This is a genomic window from Thermomonas alba, assembly GCF_022419205.1.
In the GTDB taxonomy this organism is placed as follows: Bacteria; Pseudomonadota; Gammaproteobacteria; order Xanthomonadales; family Xanthomonadaceae; genus Thermomonas; species Thermomonas alba.
In genome coordinates this window covers 318,683-333,402 of record NZ_JAJOZU010000004.1, presented here as the reverse complement: position 1 = coordinate 333,402, position 14,720 = coordinate 318,683, and the positions used below count along the sequence as shown (strand labels likewise).

Sequence of the window (14,720 nt, the reverse complement as noted above, 5' to 3'; positions counted from 1 at the left end):
CCGCGCCAGATTTGGCGGCGCTGGATGCCGGAATCCAGCGCCGAACCGGCCCGAAAGGGTCACCCCTTGGAGACAGCCACAATCAGTACCCCCGATAGCAAGCAGCACCGTCGCAACCACGAGATCCGCGTCCCGCGGGTTCGCGTCATCGGCAGCGACGGCGAGATGATCGGCGTGCTCGCGCGCGACGAAGCCCTGCGCATGGCCGAGGAGGAAGGCCTCGACCTGGTCGAGATTCAGCCCAATGCGGATCCGCCGGTCTGCAAGATCATGGACTTCGGCAAGTTCCGCTTCGAGCAGCAGAAGAAGGCCAGCGAAGCCCGCAAGAAGCAGAAGCAGGTCGAGATCAAGGAACTCAAGTTCCGTCCGGTCACCGACGAGGGTGACTACCAGATCAAGCTGCGCAAGATGCGCGAGTTTTTGGCCGAGGGCGACAAGGTCAAGGTCAACATCCGCTTTCGCGGCCGCGAGATGAGCCACCAGGAACTGGGGCGCGAGATGGCGGCGCGGATCGAAGCCGATCTCGGTGATGAGGTCGTGATCGAGTCTCGGCCGCGTCTGGAAGGCCGGCAGATGGTGATGATGATCGCGCCGAAGAAGAAGTGATGTTCGGCCGGCTCCGTTGGCGATCAAGGGGAGCGGTCATCGGGTGGGTGTCGAGGGCGGCTCTCGCCAGCTGTCCGGGAGTCGCCCCCGGCATGCCGCGCGGCATGAACTCGCTGATTCACAAGGCTAAAGATTGCAAACCCTGCGCGAGCCGGTCATAATGAACGACCCGGTTTTCCGGGGTGGTTGTTTGTCATACATGGACCCGCCCGCGATTCATGCCCGAATCGAGGGCTTACCCACCGGTCGGGCAGGACGGAAAGCGTGGTGGCGCCGCACGGCTCTACTGCCGCCCAGGCCAGTCGTCGATTTCGCAAGGAGCTCCAATGCCCAAGATCAAGACCAACCGGGCGGCGGCCAAGCGCTTCCGGAAGACTGCTTCCGGCAAGTACAAGTGCGGCCACGCCAACAAGAGCCACATCCTCACCAAGAAGGCGACCAAGCGGAAGCGCAACCTGCGGCAGACGAACCACGTTCGTGCCGAGGACGCGGGCCGTCTGGACCGCATGCTGCCGTATCTCTGAGGAGGGCTAGACCATGGCACGAGTCAAGCGGGGCGTCATCGCCCATCGCCGTCACAAGAAGATCATCAAGGCCGCCAAGGGCTATTACAACGCGCGGCGCAAGGTGTTCCGCGTCGCCAAGCAGGCGGTCACCAAGGCCCAGCAGTACGCCTACATCGGTCGCAAGCAGAAGAAGCGCCAGTTCCGCACCCTGTGGATCGCGCGTATCAACGCCGCGGCGCGCGCCAACGGCATGAGCTACAGCCGCTTCATGAACGGCCTGATGAAGGCCGGCATCACCCTCGACCGCAAGGTGCTGGCAGACATCGCCGTGCACGATGCGGCGGGGTTTGCGGCCCTGACCGAGAAGGCCAAGGGCGCTTTGGCGGCGTAAGCCGCCACTCCACTGCGACAGACGCGGCGGCCACGGCGTGCCGCCATCACGTGGGGAAGGGCGCGAGTCCTTCCCCATGTTCGTTTACGGGGCATGGATCATGAGTGATATCGAATCTCTCGCGGCGCGCGCGCTGGCGGACATCGCGGCGGCTCCCTCGCTGGATGCGCTGGAAGCGCTGCGCGTAGGGCTGCTCGGCAAGAGCGGCCATATCACGGCGCAGCTCAAGGCGCTGGGCGCCCTGCCGCCAGAACAGCGCAAGGCGGCGGGCGAGGCGATCAACCGCGCCCGCGATGCGATCGCCGCGGCGCTGGCGGCACGCAGGTCGCAGCTGGAGGCGGCGGCGTTGGACGCACGCCTGGCCAGCGAAACCCTCGACGTGACGCTGCCGGGGCGCGTGGCGGAGCGTGGCGGGATGCACCCGGTCAGCCGCACCCTGGAGCGCATGATCGACATCTTTGGCCGGCTCGGCTATGAGCTGGCCGATGGTCCCGAGATCGAAGACGACTGGCACAACTTCGAGGCGCTGAACTTCCCGCCGCACCATCCGGCGCGCGCGATGCACGACACCTTCTATTTCCCGGATGGGCGCCTGCTGCGCACCCACACCTCGGGCGTGCAGGTGCGCTACATGCAGGACCTGCTGGCGCGCGGCGGCACCCCGCCGCTGCGGATGATCGCCGCCGGTAAGGTTTATCGCAGCGATTCCGACCAGACCCATACCCCGATGTTCCACCAGGTCGAAGGCCTGCTGGTGGATGAGCGCGCCAGCTTTGCGGACCTCAAGGGCACCCTGGTGGAGTTCGTGCGCGCGTTCTTCGAACGCGATTTCCAGATGCGCTTCCGCCCCAGCTACTTCCCGTTCACCGAGCCCTCGGCGGAAGTGGACATCGCCTGGCAGCAGGCCGATGGCAGCAGCCGCTGGCTGGAAGTGCTGGGCTGCGGCATGGTGCATCCGAACGTGCTGCGCAATGTCGGCATCGATCCTGAGCGCTACACCGGCTTTGCCTTTGGTCTGGGGGTGGAGCGCTTTGCGATGCTGCGCTATGGCGTGGACGATCTGCGTAGCTTCTTCGACAACGACGTGCGCTTCCTGCGCCAGTTCGCCTGAGGTGTCGCGATGAAGTTCCCCGAATCTTGGTTGCGTCAACACGTCCAGACCACGGCAAGCCGTGACGCATTGGCGACGACGCTGACCGCAATCGGCCTCGAGGTCGAGGACGTGGCGGTACTGGGTGAGGCGCTGGACGGCGTGGTGGTGGCGCGGATCGTCGAATGCGCCAGGCATCCACAGGCCGACAGGCTGCAGGTCTGCCAAGTCGATGCCGGCGCGCACGGCATGCTGCAGATCGTGTGCGGCGCGCCGAATGCACGCCCCGGTCTGGTCGCGCCGCTGGCGACGATCGGCACGCGGGTGGGCGAGCTCACGATCAAGGCTGCCAAGCTGCGCGGCGTGGATTCCAACGGCATGCTGTGCTCGGCCAAGGAACTCGGTCTGGATGCCGATGCTTCCGGCCTGCTGGAGCTTCCCACCGATGCGCCGGTGGGCGTACCGCTGGCCGATTACCTCGGACTGCCGGATGCCGTGTTCACGCTCAAGCTCACGCCCAATCGCGCCGACTGCTTCAGCGTTCGCGGAGTGGCCTACGACGTGGCCGCCGCCACCGGCGGCGCGGTGGAGCCGTTGGCGGACGATCCGGTGCCGGCGCAGAGTGAGGCGGCACTGGCCATCGAGCTGCATGCCGGCGCGGACGCGCCGCGCTTCGTCGGGCGAGTGATCGAAGGGGTCGATGCCGCGGTACCGACGCCAGTGTGGATGGCCGAGCGGCTGCGTCGCAGCGGCATCCGTCCGATCAGCCTGCTGGTGGACGTCACCCAGTACGTCATGCTGGAGCTGGGGCAGCCGATGCACGCCTATGATCGCGACCTGCTGCGCGGGCCGATCGGCGTGCGCCACGCGCGCGCAGGGGAATCCTTGCGCCTGCTCAACGGACAGGATGCGCTCCTGGATCCGCAGTTCCTGGTCATTACCGATGGCGATCGCCCGGTTGGCCTGGCCGGGATCATGGGAGGCGACGACACCAAGGTATCGCCCGCCACGCGCACCGTATTTCTGGAGGCCGCGCATTTCGCGCCGGCGGCCATCATCGGCCGCAGCCGTAAGCTGGGGTTGCATACCGATGCCGGTCACCGGTTCGAGCGCGGGGTCGATCCGGAGCTGCCGCGCATCGCGATCGAATACGCCACCCGGCTCATCCTTGACGTGGCCGGTGGCCGTCCGGGCCCGGTGGTGGAGCAAGTGCTGGCAGAGGCGCTGCCGCAACCGCGGCCGATCCTGCTGCGGCGCGCGCGCCTGGCGCGGGTGCTCGGCGCGCGGGTGGAGGATGCCGAGGTCGAGCGCATTTTCGCTGCGCTCGGTCTGCGCGTGCAGACGGTGGACGCAGGCTGGCGGGTGACGCCGCCGGCGCGCCGCTTCGATCTGGCGATCGAGGAGGATCTGATCGAGGAAGTGGCGCGTATCCACGGCTACGACGCCGTCCCGGCCGCGCTGCCGGGCGGCGCGATGCGTCTGGTCGGCCCGAGCGAAACCCGGGTGGGCGCGGCGGAGGTACGCCGGCAGCTGATGGCCCGCGATTTTCTGGAGGCCATCAACTATGCCTTCGTCGATGCTGGCCTGCTGGCGACATGGCAGGCGGACGCAGGCGCAGTGGCGCTGGCCAACCCCTTGAGCGCGGAGCTCGGAGTGATGCGCACCGCATTGCTGCCAGGGTTGACGCAGGCGCTGGCGCGGAATCTCGCCCGCCAGCAGGCGCGCGTGCGTCTGTTCGAGCTGGGCAGTACCTTCAATGCTGCTGCCGATGGCCGCGCGCCGGTAGAGACGGCCAGCCTGGCGGCGGTCGCCTGTGGTGACGCCCATGCCGAGCAATGGGGCGTGCCGGCCCGTGCGCTGGATTTTTACGATCTCAAGGGCGATCTCGACAGCGTGGCCGCCCTGTGTGGAGCGGTGCTCGAGTACCGCGCGGAGGCAGTCGCGCATGCGCATCCCGGGCGCAGCGCCGGGATCTATCGCGACGGTGAGCGCATCGGCTGGATCGGCCAGCTGCATCCGCGCCTGCAGCAGGCGCTGGGGTTGCAGACCGATGTCTATGCCTTCGAGCTCATGCTGGCTCCGCTGCTGGCGCGGCCCCTGCCGCGCGCGGCTACGTTGTCGCGGTTCCCGTCGGTGCGCCGTGACCTTGCCGTGGTGGTGGCCGAGTCGGTGCCGTGGGCGGCCGTGCGCGCGACCGTCGAGACCGCCGCCGGGCCGCTGCTGCGGCAGGTGACACTGTTCGATCGCTACGCTGGCAAAGGCATCGAAACGGGATGCAAGAGTTTGGCCATGGCCTTGATTTTGCAGGATGAATCCCGCACCCTGACCGACCGCGACGTGGATGCCGTGGTCGCGGCCGTGATGGCGGCCCTGAGCGAGCGTTACGGCGCGGTCATTCGGAGCTGACAGGGGGCGACGATGGCACTGACCAAAGCAGAAATGGCAGAACGCATCTACGAGGACGTCGGGCTGAACAAGCGCGAGGCGAAGGAGTTCGTCGATGCCTTTTTCGACGCCCTGCGCCAGGCCCTGGAGCAGGGGCGGCAGGTGAAGCTTTCCGGCTTCGGCAACTTCGACCTGCGCCGCAAGAACCCGCGGCCGGGCCGCAATCCGAAGACGGGCGAGGAAATCCCGATCACCGCGCGAACGGTGGTCACCTTTCGCCCTGGCCAGAAGCTGAAGGAGCGGGTCGAAGCCTACGCGGGGGTCGCTCATGCTTGATCCCGGCAGTAACCGCGAACTCCCGCCGATCCCGGCCAAGCGCTATTTCACCATCGGGGAGGTCAGCGAACTGTGCGACGTCAAGCCGCACGTGCTGCGCTACTGGGAGACCGAGTTCCCTTGCCTGGAGCCATCCAAGCGTCGTGGCAACCGCCGCTACTACCAGCGCCATGACGTGCTGATGGTGCGCCAGATCCGCAGCCTGCTATACGAGCAGGGCTATACCATCAGCGGTGCGCGCCTGCGTCTGGAGGGCGAGAGCGCCAAGCAGGAATCCACCATCAGCCAGCAGATCGTGCGTCAGGTGCGGGCCGAACTAGAGGAAGTGCTACAGCTGCTGCGGCGATGACGCGGCAGTGGTCGCATTGGGGTGGTCGCATTGGGTATAATGCGCAGCCTTCTTCGGGGTATAGCGCAGCCTGGTAGCGCACTTGTCTGGGGGACAAGTGGTCGTCGGTTCAAATCCGGCTACCCCGACCAAATACCACGACGGCACCCGCATCCTGTGCGGGTGCCGTCGCCGTTTTGAGGCGGCGCACGTTTGTGTGGCCTGGCAATGCAAGTGCAAGTCGCCGCTTAGCACGCGCCTCTCGCCACGCATCGCAGACAGGCTGATGCCAGCCCAGGCCGAAAACATGGTCCGACGGTCTGCAATCATGCGGCGCTGGATCTTTAAGCCCGGTACAGAAAGCCCGGTGCGGAATGCCCTGTCAGCGACGCTGGCAGCTGGCATGACTTCCGGCACGTTTGCTTGATTTCTTGGTGTTGTAGATTACTACTACACCATACAACAACATCAGGAGATCACCATGAACGCCACCGCTTCCTACTCCTCCCGCCCCAATGCCGAACGTCGCCGCCTGCCGCGTCATCCCGAAAGCACGGCCTTCGAGCCGCGGCGCAGCAGTGAGCGCGAGTTTGGCATCGGCTACGGGCGCAGCAGCGGGTATGCCCGTGTGCGCAGCTACGTCAGCAGCCAGCCCGCGCTGTTCCGCTGCCGTTGAACCCTGGGCCCGGATCGGCGCGCAACGCGGCGGCGGCCTGCAGCAGGTCCGGGAAAAACGCTTCGAACGTTGCGTGCATGCGCGCTTCGTCCGCGCGCAGCACCTCGAGGCAGGCCACCAGCTTCTCGCCATCGCGCGAGAGCCGGGTCGCGATGCCGCGTACTGCGGCGTCCACGTTCTCGCGCCGGGCGTATGCCCCCAGCCAGTCATGCGCGGCCATGCGCGGTGCCAGTGATGCCAGCCGCGGCGGCAGCAGCTCGCGCCGCGCGTCGAGAATCCGGTAGATGCGGCCGGTGAAGGCGTCCAGCGGGGTTGCGTCCCAGCGCGCCCAGTCGCGCGCCAGGCAATGGTCGAAGTACACGTCCAGCACGATGCCGGCATAGCGGCGCAGCGGACCGAAGCGCGCGCGGGCAGCGGCCACCGCCGGGTGTGTGTCGGTATAGCGGTCGATCCGGCGATGGCGCACGATCTCCTCCCGCACCGGGGCGGGCCAGTCGTCCAGTGCGCTTTGCCCGAGCACGAAATCCCCCAGCAGCGCGCCGAGGATGGCGTCGTCCGAGTGCCGCGCCAGCCAGGCGTGGGCGAGGTAGTTCATGCGCCGATGGTACGGCGCGGGGCGGGTGCGGTCAGCGCGGGGCCGCCGCGGCGGCGCCTTGCGCCGGGTCGGGCTTGCAGTCCGGGCCGAGCGGGCGGGCATCAGTCGCCACGCACGGGGTGAAGTCGCGCAGCCCCGCGAACTGGCGAGTATCGCCGCGGGCCACGACGAAGCGGCGCAGCGGCGCCAGCGCGCAGTCGCGGCGCTGGCTGCAGGCCACCGGGTACAGGGTGTAGTGGCACCAGCCGCTGTCGCTGGCGCGGCATTCGAAGCGGGCCACGCCGTCTTCCACCCGCGCCCGGCTGGCCAGGCTGACGTGCCCGTCCTGCGCGACCCGGCTGGTGTAGTCCACGCCGCCGATGGAGCAGCCGGCCAGGGCCAGCAGGAACTGCAGCAGGGCGACGAGCTTGCTGATGCCGAAATCGAACATATCGGGCCTCACATGTGCTTGAACAAGGCCATGAACGGCTGGCTGACCGTGAGCGTCTCCGCGCGCTGCTTCAGGCGCACGCTGCCGCGCCCGCTGTCGTCGCGGACGATGCCGGCAATGGCCTTGAGGTTGACGATGGTGGAGCGGTGGATCTGCTTGAACGTGCGCGGGTCCAGGCGCGGCAGCAGCTCGCGCAGGGAACTGCGCAACAGCGCTTCGCCGTCGGCGGTGACCACCGTGGTGTACTTCTGGTCGGCCTGGAAATACAGCACGTCGTCCACCAGCACCAGGCGGGTCTCGCGCCCGGCGCTGGCGGTCAGCCAGGTCAGCGGCTCGGGCGCATCGGCCTGCCGCGGCAGTGCGCCCAGCTGGCCCAGCAAGGCGGCCAGGGTGGCGGCATCGGGCTGCCCGTCACGCGCCTGCAGGCGCGCCACGGTGGCGTCCAGGCGCTCCGGTTTGACCGGTTTCAGCAGATAGTCGATGGCGCCGCGCTCGAACGCGTCGATCGCGTACTGGTCGTAGGCGGTCACGAACACGATGCGCGTGCGCGGGCTCGCTTCGGCCGCCGCCGCGGCGACTTCCAGCCCGGTCAGGCCGGGCATGCGGATGTCGAGGAAGGCGACGTCTGGCTGGTGTTCGGCCACAGCTTCCAGCGCGCTGGCGCCGTCTTCGCATTCGGCGAGGATCCGCAGGCCCGGCCAGGCGCGCTTGAGGCCATCCACCAGCGCCTGCCGCAGCAGGGCCTCGTCCTCGGCGACCACGCAGGTCCAGGTCTTGGCGGGCGAAGTCTCAGTCATGGCGGGCTCCGTTCGGCGGCACCGTGATGGTGGCGGCGACGCCACTGGGGAAATTGGCAATCACCGCGAGGCTGGCCTCGCCGGCGTAGCGCAGGCGCAACCGCTCGCGCACGTTCTTCAGGCCGATGCCGGTGCCGCTGGTCTGGGTATTGAAACCTTCGCCATCGTCGGCGACGGTCACCGCGATCTTGCCGTCGTCGTCGCGGCGCGCACGGATCCACACGGTACCGCCGACGGTGCGCGGCTCCAGGCCGTGCTTGATTGCGTTCTCCACCAGCGTCTGCAGCATCATCGCCGGCAGTGGGGTGGCGCGCAGCGCCTGTGGCACGTCCACCTGCACCGACAGGCGGTTGCCCATGCGGATCTTCAGGATCTCCAGATAGGCCAGCGCACGCTCCAGCTCCATGCCCAGCGTGGACATATCGTCCTCCGCGTTTGGCAGCGAGCGGCGCAGGTACTGGATCAGGTGGCCCAGCATCGCCTCGGCGCGCGCCGGGTCGCTGCGGGTAAGTAGCTGGGCGCTGGCCAGCGTGTTGTAGAGGAAGTGCGGTTCAACCTGTGCATGCAGCAGGTGCAGTTTGGCCTCGGTGAGCTCCTTCTCGGTCGCGGTCTGCGCGGCGCTGGCCTGCTCGCGGCGGCGGCGTTCGCCGATGCGGCGGGTGATGGCGCGGGCGATCGCCTCGGCGTTCTCGAAATTGGTGCCGTCATCGACCAGGAACCAGTCGCTCCAGGCGGGGCTTTCCGGCTCGCAGATCAGGGTGACCCGGCCACTGTCGCCGGCCGGTGTCACCGTGGCCTGCAGCAGGTTGTATTCGGGCGCGAACCACAGCAGCGGGTTCCAGCGTCGCAGCGGCGGCTCGCCGTACAGGTGGGGACGGGCGATCTTCGCGCGCACCTGCAGGCTGTCGCGCGCCGCACGCACGTCGCCGACGCCCGGCAGTTCGCGCACGGCGGCCTCGACCACGTCGAAGGCCTCGCCGGCTTCCAGCGGGATCTCGATGATCCGCTTCTGGCGGTTGTCCAGGGTCTCGTTGTCCACCCGACCGGCCACCAAGCGTACGCGGTGCAGATGCGAAAACGCGCCGGCGATTACCAGGGCCATGGTGAAGAACGTGAACAGCACCGCCGGGAACTCCAGCTGGCCGATCAGCGGCAGGCTGGAATACAGGCCGACTACCAGCATCACCGCCAGGCCCCAGGCGGTGGTGATGCGCAGGAGGAAGAACAGGCGCTTGAACATGGGCGATGGGCCGTCGGGAGATGGCCGCGAGCATAGCCGCGCCGACCCGGATGGGAAGCTGGCGCGCGACGAACCCCGGGATTGCCGCGATGAAGCGGGCCTCGTCCGGCATGACCTCCGGCCCGTGTTCGCCGCGTTCGGACGTGAATGATGGGGGCACCCAACGCCTCCCTGGAGTCCGCCATGCGCCGCGTCCTGCCTGCATCGTCCTTCGCTCCGGCCCTGGCGGCGGCGCTGGCCATCGCCCTGCTGCCTGGCTGTGCCGGCGTCAGCGTCAGCCCGTCGCCCACCATCGCGCGGGTACTGGCCGACCCGGCCCGCAGCGCCGCCGACCGCGAGCGCGACGCGCGCGACAAGCCGGCCGAGGTGCTGGCGCTGGCCAGGTTCAAACACGGCGACACCGTGGCCGACCTGCTGGCCGGCGGCGGCTATTACAGCGAGATCCTGTCCGGCATCGTCGGCCCGAACGGCAAGGTGCTGCTGGTCAACAATCCCGGCTACGAGGCCTTCGGCGGCAAGACGCTGGCCGCGCGCCTGGCCAACGATCGCCTGCCCAACGTCGTTCACGTCGTCGGCCCCAGCGACGCGCTGGGCATGGGCGAGAACGTGCTCGACGGCGCGCTGATCGTGATGTCCTACCACGACCTGTACTGGGTGGACGAGAAGGAAGGCTGGCCGAAGGTCGATGCCGGCCGGTTCCTCGACCAGGTGGTGCGCGCGCTCAAGCCGGGTGGGGTGCTGCTGGTCGTGGATCACAGCGCCAAGGCCGGCACCGGCAGCGCCGATGCGCAGACCCTGCATCGGATCGACGAGCAGTTCGCCATCGCCGACTTCCGCCAGCATGGCCTGCAGTGGGAAGCGGCGATCCCGGTACTGCGCAATCCGGAGGACGACCGCAGCAAGAGCGTGTTCGACCCCGCCATCCGCGGCAGGACCGACCGCTTCGTGCATCTGTACCGCAAGCCGTGAGTGTCAGCGCCGCGCGATGGGCGTATCGCTGCGCACGCGCAGGTAGCGGGCGAAGCGCGGCGTACCGTTGGCGGTGAGGCCGCTGTAGCGATAGGTCACCACGGTTCCTGGCGGTGGTGGCTGTCGGCGGTCGGCATCGGACAGCCCGCTGCCCAGGGCGAAGCGGCGGCCGTGCGCATCCTCCACCAGCAGGGCGCCGACCAACCCGGCGTATTTGCCCTGCCCGGGGCGGTAGCCCACCACCCGCGCCTCGGCATCGGCGGCGGGTTTGTACTTGAGCAGATCCTCGCTGCGCCCGCCGCGGTAGCGGGCATCGAACCGGTGCAGCATCAGGCCCTCGCCGCCGGCAGCGATGACCGCGCGCAGGCGCGCGTCCAGCTGGGCGCGATCGGCCACGGGCGCCTGCGCGATGGCGCGCAGGTGCGGTGCCGCAGTCTTCGCCACCAGTGCGCGCAGGCGCGCCGCGCGCTGGCCGAACACCCCGGGGTCGGCGGGCAGGTCGAACGCCATGAACCGCACCTGGCGCCAGCCGTCGGCGTCCATCTGCAGCGCGCGCACCAGGTCGCTGATCTGCTGGAACCGGCCGCGCGCGATCCACAGCTCGCCGTCCATCGGCTGCGACGGCCAGCCGGCGGTGAACCATGCGGGGACGTCGATCGGATCGCCGTTGCGGGTCAGCAGGCGGCGGCCATCCCAGCGTGCGCGCACGCCGTCGAGCTTTTCGCTGACCAGGTAGCGGGCGACGTCGATCTGCCCGTGCAGGGTGGTGGCCAGCATCGGTGCCGGCGTGAGCGGCGCGGCCCAGCCATTCAGCGCGGGCGCGAGTCCGGCGGAGGTCAGTAGCAGAGCGAGCAGGGCGGGGCGCAGGTCCATGGATGGCTCCGGATGAGGGCGGCCGCAGTCTTGCGCAAGCGATGGCGTGCGCCCATCGGACGCCGCCGCGCCCGCGCGTCGGCGCTTTCCTCATGCCGGATGCGCCGCCCTGTGGGCGGCGCCGAGAGGGATACGCGTCGGGTCAGCGCGCGGGCGCGGGGAATTCGCGGCGCAGCCAGCTGTCGATCATGCGCTTCTCGTAGCGCAGCGGATCGCTGTCGTTGGGCATTCCCGGATTGACCAGGAACGCCGGATCGGTCAGCTGACGCTCGCCTTCCGCCACTACCTTGCCGGTGGCATCGAGTTCACGGAAGCGCACCGTCATTCGCGGTGGGTAGATGTCGCGGATGATGCGCACGTCCTGCGCGCCGACGCCATGCCAAGGCTCGTACTGGCCGGCGCGCTTGATGTCCTCGATGGTCAGCTCCAGCCGGTAGCCCGGCGGCAGCTGGCGCGCCGCCTGCTTGCGCATGTACTGCGCCAGCTGCAGCAGCCAGTCGCCCTGGGCGGCGGCCTGGCGGTTGCCGCTGGAGGTGATCTCGCTGAACTCGGCCGGGTTGGACCAGGCCACGCTGACCGGGCCATCAGGCGGCAGCGCGCGCGGCGCGTCCGCGGCCAGCATGCTGCTGCCGCCGGTCGCGGTGGCGCAGCCGGCCAAGGCGAGGCTGAGGGCGAGGGCGGTAAAGAGGATGCGCATGGACGGACTCCTCGATGAGCTGGCTTTGAGTGGGCCGCTTCGAGTGTGCCGCCGCTGGCGCGGGTCTGGGTAGCTGCGGGTGGCGGATCAGTCAGCCGACGTTTCGCTGGCGCGGTCCAGGAACCAGGCCTCCACCGTGCCCTTGAGCTTCATGGTCATCGGCATGCCGCGGCGATCCAGCGAACGGCCCACCGGCACCCGCACCCAGCCTTCGCTGATGCAGTATTCCTCGACATTGGTGCGTTCGATTCCGTTGAAGCGGATGCCGATGCCGCGCTCCAGCAGCTCGGGCCGGTAGAACTTGCTGCGTGGATCGTTGGAAAGGCGGTCGGGTGGGGTGTCCAGCGGCGTATCGGTCATGGTCTAGCACTTCCAGCAATAGCAACGGATCGACCATTATCGCGGCAGCGGCGGCCGCCTGGTATCTGGCTACACTGCGCGGATGTCCTCCGCGCACCACGATCCCGCCCTCGACGCTCTCCTGCATCCGTTTGCCTCCGGCTTGCTGCCCTGGCCGGAGCGGGCGCTATTCCTGCGCGCCCGCGAAGGCGCGGCGCTGCATGCGCAGGGGCTGCGCGGGCTGGCGGCGACCCAGCCGTTCCGGTCCGAGGCCGTGCGTTTGCAGCGGCTCGGCGTCGAGTTGCTCGACGAGGAGGCCTTGCCGGCGCGGCAGTTCCCGCTGGTGCTGGTGCTGCCGCCGCGTCAGCGCGAGGAGGCGCGCGCGCTGCTGGCCCGCGCCTGCGCGGCGGTCGCGCCCGGTGGCCGGGTGGTGATCGCCGCCGCGAATGATGAGGGTGGGAAATCCCGCGAGTCCGAGCTGAAGCAGCTGGCGGGAGCGGTCAACACCGCCAGCAAGTACCACTGCCGGGTGTGCTGGACGCAGCCCGAGGCCGGCTGCGATCCCGCGCTGCAGGCGCAGTGGGCGCAGGCCGACGCGCCGCGCTGGCAGACGTGTGATGACGTTCCCGGTGGCGGCTTTCATACGCGTCCTGGCGTGTTCGCCTGGGACCGGGTGGATGCCGCCTCGGCGCTGCTGGCGGCGGCGTTGCCGGTGGATCTGCGCGGGCGGGTGGCGGATCTCGGCGCGGGCTGGGGCTACCTGTCGCTGCAGGTGCTGGCGCGCTGCATGCAGGTGACGGCGCTGGAGCTGTTCGAAGCGGATGCGCGCGCGCTCATGCTGGCCGACGCCAATCTTGCCGCGCCGGCGCGGGCGCGCGGCGTGCCGGTGCGCTGTCATTGGCACGACGTGGTGGACGGAGTGATGGGCCCGTTCGATGCCGTCGTCTGCAATCCGCCGTTCCACGCGCTGGGACGCGGCGAGCGCCCGGACATCGGACGCGCCTTCATCGCCGCCGCCGCGCGGGCGCTGCGTCCGGGCGGCGCGCTGTGGCTGGTCGCCAACCGGCACCTGCCCTACGAAGAGGCGCTGGGCGCTGGTTTCCGCCAGGTGGAGGTCGTCACCCAGCAGGGCGGTTTCAAGATCATTCGCGCGGTGACGGCATGAAGCTGGTCAAGCATATTGCGAACCTCGGGTACGGCAGCCGCAAGGAAGTCCTGCGCATGCTGCGGGAGGGCCGTATCACCAATGCCGCGGGCGAGGTGCTGTGCGCGGACGATCCGCTGGATCACGACGACGTGCGCGTGGACGGGCAGCCGCTGGACCCGCCACCAGGGCTGCTACTGATGCTGCACAAGCCCACCGGCTACACCTGTTCGACCAGGGATGCCGGACGCCTCGTCTACGACCTGCTGCCGCCGCGCTTTCGTCTGCGCAATCCGGTGCTTTCCACCGTGGGGCGGCTGGATCGCGACACTTCCGGCCTGCTGCTGCTGACCGACGACGGCCAGCTGCTGCACCGGATCATCTCGCCGAAGGCGAAGCTGCCCAAGGTGTACGTGGCCACGCTGGCGCAGGACCTGCGCGGCGACGAGACGGCCTTGTTCGCCAGCGGCACGCTGCGGCTGCACGGCGAGACCACGCCGCTGCTGCCGGCGGAACTGGAGGTGTTGGACGCGCGGCGCGCGCGGCTCACCCTCTACGAAGGCCGCTACCACCAGGTACGGCGAATGTTCGCCGCGACCGGCAATCACGTGCTGACGCTGCACCGAGAGCGCGTCGGCGGGCTGGATCTCGCCGGGCTGCCGCCCGGTGCGTGGCGACGATTGGACGAGGACGCACGCGCGCGGTTGTTCGCGGCCTGAAGTGTGGGCGGCTTTACGTGTCAGCGCGTCGATTCGCCGGAGAGCAGCGCGCGAAAGCCCGCGAAGCCGAGCTCGCGCATGGTCGCGATGTTGCGCGCGATGATCGCGTCCGGCTGCGGGTAGGCCGCCACCGCGCGCTCCACGCTGTCCTCGCGCAGCAGGTGCAGGATGGGATAGGGCGCGCGGTTGGTCAGGTTGCCGGGATCATCGGCATCGGTATCGGCGAAGCGGTAGTCGGGATGGAAGCTGGCGATCTGCAACACGCCATCCAGTTGCAGGGCTTCCACCAGCGCGTCGGCGTCGTCGAGGAAATCGTTGTAGTCGAGGAAGTCGGTCAGCACCAGCGGATGCACCAGCAGGGTGGTGTCGACCGTCTCTGCGGGCGTATCGCGCAGGCGCACCAGCTCTTCGCCCAGCTGCTCCAGCAGCGCGCGTTCGGTGCTGGCGTCGCTGATGACGATCCGCACCTGCTGCTTCACGTAAACGGCCTTGGCGAACGGGCACAGGTTCAGCCCGATCACCGCGCGCTCCAGCCAGCGGCGGACGTCGGCTTCGATGGTCTCGGGGTCGAACGTCGGTTCCTCGTGCATGGCGTTTCA

The 14,720-nt window shown here is 68.9% G+C and carries 19 protein-coding genes and 1 tRNA gene; 12 read left to right on the top strand and 8 right to left on the bottom strand.

The window, feature by feature from the left end; all coding sequences use genetic code 11:
* Positions 1-24 precede the first annotated feature (24 nt).
* The 9 genes from infC (at position 25) to ML342_RS08480 (ending at position 6,318) form a co-directional block, all read left to right on the top strand.
* The gene (infC, locus tag ML342_RS08520; protein ID WP_439655186.1) at positions 25-606 is read left to right on the top strand and encodes a translation initiation factor IF-3; all 582 of its coding nucleotides are present in this window, start codon (positions 25-27) and stop codon (positions 604-606) included.
* Between the two features lie 326 nt (positions 607-932).
* The gene (gene rpmI, locus ML342_RS08515) at positions 933-1,130 is read left to right on the top strand and encodes a 50S ribosomal protein L35 (RefSeq protein WP_027083463.1); all 198 of its coding nucleotides are present in this window, start codon (positions 933-935) and stop codon (positions 1,128-1,130) included.
* Positions 1,131-1,143: 13 nt separating this feature from the next.
* The gene (gene rplT, locus ML342_RS08510) at positions 1,144-1,503 is read left to right on the top strand and encodes a 50S ribosomal protein L20 (protein WP_240126610.1); all 360 of its coding nucleotides are present in this window, start codon (positions 1,144-1,146) and stop codon (positions 1,501-1,503) included.
* Between the two features lie 100 nt (positions 1,504-1,603).
* Positions 1,604-2,614, top strand: a complete 1,011-nt coding sequence (gene pheS, locus ML342_RS08505) for a phenylalanine--tRNA ligase subunit alpha (protein WP_240126609.1) — start codon at positions 1,604-1,606, stop codon at positions 2,612-2,614.
* 9 nt (positions 2,615-2,623) lie between these two features.
* Positions 2,624-4,999 carry a phenylalanine--tRNA ligase subunit beta gene (gene pheT / locus ML342_RS08500; RefSeq protein WP_240126608.1) on the top strand — a complete coding sequence of 792 codons (2,376 nt, stop codon included), beginning with the start codon at positions 2,624-2,626 and terminating at the stop codon, positions 4,997-4,999.
* Positions 5,000-5,011: 12 nt separating this feature from the next.
* The gene (locus tag ML342_RS08495; protein ID WP_240126607.1) at positions 5,012-5,314 is read left to right on the top strand and encodes an integration host factor subunit alpha; all 303 of its coding nucleotides are present in this window, start codon (positions 5,012-5,014) and stop codon (positions 5,312-5,314) included.
* Positions 5,307-5,663, top strand: a complete 357-nt coding sequence (locus ML342_RS08490; protein ID WP_240126606.1) for a MerR family transcriptional regulator — start codon at positions 5,307-5,309, stop codon at positions 5,661-5,663. The genes ML342_RS08495 and ML342_RS08490 overlap by 8 nt, the downstream gene beginning before the upstream one ends.
* Before the next feature lie 54 nt (positions 5,664-5,717).
* A tRNA-Pro gene (locus ML342_RS08485) sits at positions 5,718-5,794 on the top strand.
* 329 nt (positions 5,795-6,123) lie between these two features.
* Positions 6,124-6,318, top strand: coding sequence for a hypothetical protein (locus ML342_RS08480; protein WP_240126605.1), 195 nt, complete (start codon positions 6,124-6,126; stop codon positions 6,316-6,318).
* On the opposite strand, the gene ML342_RS08475 is transcribed toward ML342_RS08480, so the two are convergent.
* Genes ML342_RS08475 through ML342_RS08460 form a run of 4 tightly spaced genes read right to left on the bottom strand, consistent with a single transcriptional unit; the run spans position 6,284 to position 9,380 of the window.
* On the bottom strand, positions 6,284-6,913 hold the full coding sequence (locus tag ML342_RS08475; RefSeq protein WP_240126604.1) for an acyl carrier protein phosphodiesterase: 630 nt from the start codon (positions 6,911-6,913) through the stop codon (positions 6,284-6,286). The genes ML342_RS08480 and ML342_RS08475 overlap by 35 nt on opposite strands.
* Before the next feature lie 31 nt (positions 6,914-6,944).
* Positions 6,945-7,343 (bottom strand): hypothetical protein, encoded by a 399-nt coding sequence (locus ML342_RS08470; protein WP_240126603.1) that lies wholly within the window; start codon positions 7,341-7,343, stop codon positions 6,945-6,947.
* 8 nt (positions 7,344-7,351) lie between these two features.
* Complete coding sequence (locus tag ML342_RS08465; protein WP_240126602.1) at positions 7,352-8,140, bottom strand: LytR/AlgR family response regulator transcription factor; 789 nt, start codon at positions 8,138-8,140, stop codon at positions 7,352-7,354.
* A complete protein-coding gene (locus ML342_RS08460) occupies positions 8,133-9,380 on the bottom strand; it encodes a sensor histidine kinase (protein ID WP_240126601.1) in 1,248 nt (415 codons plus the stop codon). The genes ML342_RS08465 and ML342_RS08460 overlap by 8 nt, the downstream gene beginning before the upstream one ends.
* 183 nt (positions 9,381-9,563) lie before the next feature.
* Between ML342_RS08460 and ML342_RS08455 the strand changes: the two genes are divergently transcribed.
* Complete coding sequence (locus ML342_RS08455) at positions 9,564-10,349, top strand: class I SAM-dependent methyltransferase (RefSeq protein WP_240126600.1); 786 nt, start codon at positions 9,564-9,566, stop codon at positions 10,347-10,349.
* A gap of 3 nt (positions 10,350-10,352) precedes the next feature.
* On the opposite strand, the gene ML342_RS08450 is transcribed toward ML342_RS08455, so the two are convergent.
* The 3 genes from ML342_RS08450 to ML342_RS08440 all read right to left on the bottom strand — a co-directional run bounded on the left by ML342_RS08450 (position 10,353) and on the right by ML342_RS08440 (position 12,279).
* Positions 10,353-11,222, bottom strand: a complete 870-nt coding sequence (locus ML342_RS08450; protein ID WP_240126599.1) for a DNA ligase — start codon at positions 11,220-11,222, stop codon at positions 10,353-10,355.
* 142 nt (positions 11,223-11,364) lie between these two features.
* Positions 11,365-11,919 carry a DUF3016 domain-containing protein gene (locus ML342_RS08445; RefSeq protein WP_240126598.1) on the bottom strand — a complete coding sequence of 185 codons (555 nt, stop codon included), beginning with the start codon at positions 11,917-11,919 and terminating at the stop codon, positions 11,365-11,367.
* Positions 11,920-12,006: 87 nt separating this feature from the next.
* Positions 12,007-12,279 (bottom strand): DUF3297 family protein, encoded by a 273-nt coding sequence (locus ML342_RS08440; protein ID WP_240126597.1) that lies wholly within the window; start codon positions 12,277-12,279, stop codon positions 12,007-12,009.
* Positions 12,280-12,361: 82 nt separating this feature from the next.
* Between ML342_RS08440 and ML342_RS08435 the strand changes: the two genes are divergently transcribed.
* Complete coding sequence (locus ML342_RS08435) at positions 12,362-13,423, top strand: class I SAM-dependent methyltransferase (RefSeq protein WP_240126596.1); 1,062 nt, start codon at positions 12,362-12,364, stop codon at positions 13,421-13,423.
* Positions 13,420-14,121, top strand: a complete 702-nt coding sequence (locus tag ML342_RS08430; RefSeq protein WP_240126595.1) for a pseudouridine synthase — start codon at positions 13,420-13,422, stop codon at positions 14,119-14,121. Before ML342_RS08435 ends, ML342_RS08430 begins: the two co-directional genes overlap by 4 nt.
* Before the next feature lie 20 nt (positions 14,122-14,141).
* Here ML342_RS08430 and ML342_RS08425 read toward each other — a convergent pair whose 3' ends face one another.
* The gene (locus ML342_RS08425; RefSeq protein ID WP_240126594.1) at positions 14,142-14,711 is read right to left on the bottom strand and encodes a DUF1415 domain-containing protein; all 570 of its coding nucleotides are present in this window, start codon (positions 14,709-14,711) and stop codon (positions 14,142-14,144) included.
* Positions 14,712-14,720: the final 9 nt, after the last annotated feature.

Coding starts and splice junctions, on each gene's coding strand:
- ML342_RS08435 (WP_240126596.1), top strand. CDS start 12,362: ATGTCCTCCGCGCACCACGATCCCGCCCTCGACGCTCTCCTGCATCCG.
- ML342_RS08475 (WP_240126604.1), bottom strand. CDS start 6,913: ATGAACTACCTCGCCCACGCCTGGCTGGCGCGGCACTCGGACGACGCC.
- ML342_RS08470 (WP_240126603.1), bottom strand. CDS start 7,343: ATGTTCGATTTCGGCATCAGCAAGCTCGTCGCCCTGCTGCAGTTCCTG.
- ML342_RS08450 (WP_240126599.1), bottom strand. CDS start 11,222: ATGGACCTGCGCCCCGCCCTGCTCGCTCTGCTACTGACCTCCGCCGGA.
- rpmI (WP_027083463.1), top strand. CDS start 933: ATGCCCAAGATCAAGACCAACCGGGCGGCGGCCAAGCGCTTCCGGAAG.
- ML342_RS08490 (WP_240126606.1), top strand. CDS start 5,307: ATGCTTGATCCCGGCAGTAACCGCGAACTCCCGCCGATCCCGGCCAAG.
- ML342_RS08460 (WP_240126601.1), bottom strand. CDS start 9,380: ATGTTCAAGCGCCTGTTCTTCCTCCTGCGCATCACCACCGCCTGGGGC.
- ML342_RS08425 (WP_240126594.1), bottom strand. CDS start 14,711: ATGCACGAGGAACCGACGTTCGACCCCGAGACCATCGAAGCCGACGTC.
- ML342_RS08455 (WP_240126600.1), top strand. CDS start 9,564: ATGCGCCGCGTCCTGCCTGCATCGTCCTTCGCTCCGGCCCTGGCGGCG.
- ML342_RS08480 (WP_240126605.1), top strand. CDS start 6,124: ATGAACGCCACCGCTTCCTACTCCTCCCGCCCCAATGCCGAACGTCGC.
- ML342_RS08465 (WP_240126602.1), bottom strand. CDS start 8,140: ATGACTGAGACTTCGCCCGCCAAGACCTGGACCTGCGTGGTCGCCGAG.
- ML342_RS08445 (WP_240126598.1), bottom strand. CDS start 11,919: ATGCGCATCCTCTTTACCGCCCTCGCCCTCAGCCTCGCCTTGGCCGGC.
- ML342_RS08495 (WP_240126607.1), top strand. CDS start 5,012: ATGGCACTGACCAAAGCAGAAATGGCAGAACGCATCTACGAGGACGTC.
- ML342_RS08430 (WP_240126595.1), top strand. CDS start 13,420: ATGAAGCTGGTCAAGCATATTGCGAACCTCGGGTACGGCAGCCGCAAG.
- pheT (WP_240126608.1), top strand. CDS start 2,624: ATGAAGTTCCCCGAATCTTGGTTGCGTCAACACGTCCAGACCACGGCA.
- infC (WP_439655186.1), top strand. CDS start 25: ATGCCGGAATCCAGCGCCGAACCGGCCCGAAAGGGTCACCCCTTGGAG.
- rplT (WP_240126610.1), top strand. CDS start 1,144: ATGGCACGAGTCAAGCGGGGCGTCATCGCCCATCGCCGTCACAAGAAG.
- ML342_RS08440 (WP_240126597.1), bottom strand. CDS start 12,279: ATGACCGATACGCCGCTGGACACCCCACCCGACCGCCTTTCCAACGAT.
- pheS (WP_240126609.1), top strand. CDS start 1,604: ATGAGTGATATCGAATCTCTCGCGGCGCGCGCGCTGGCGGACATCGCG.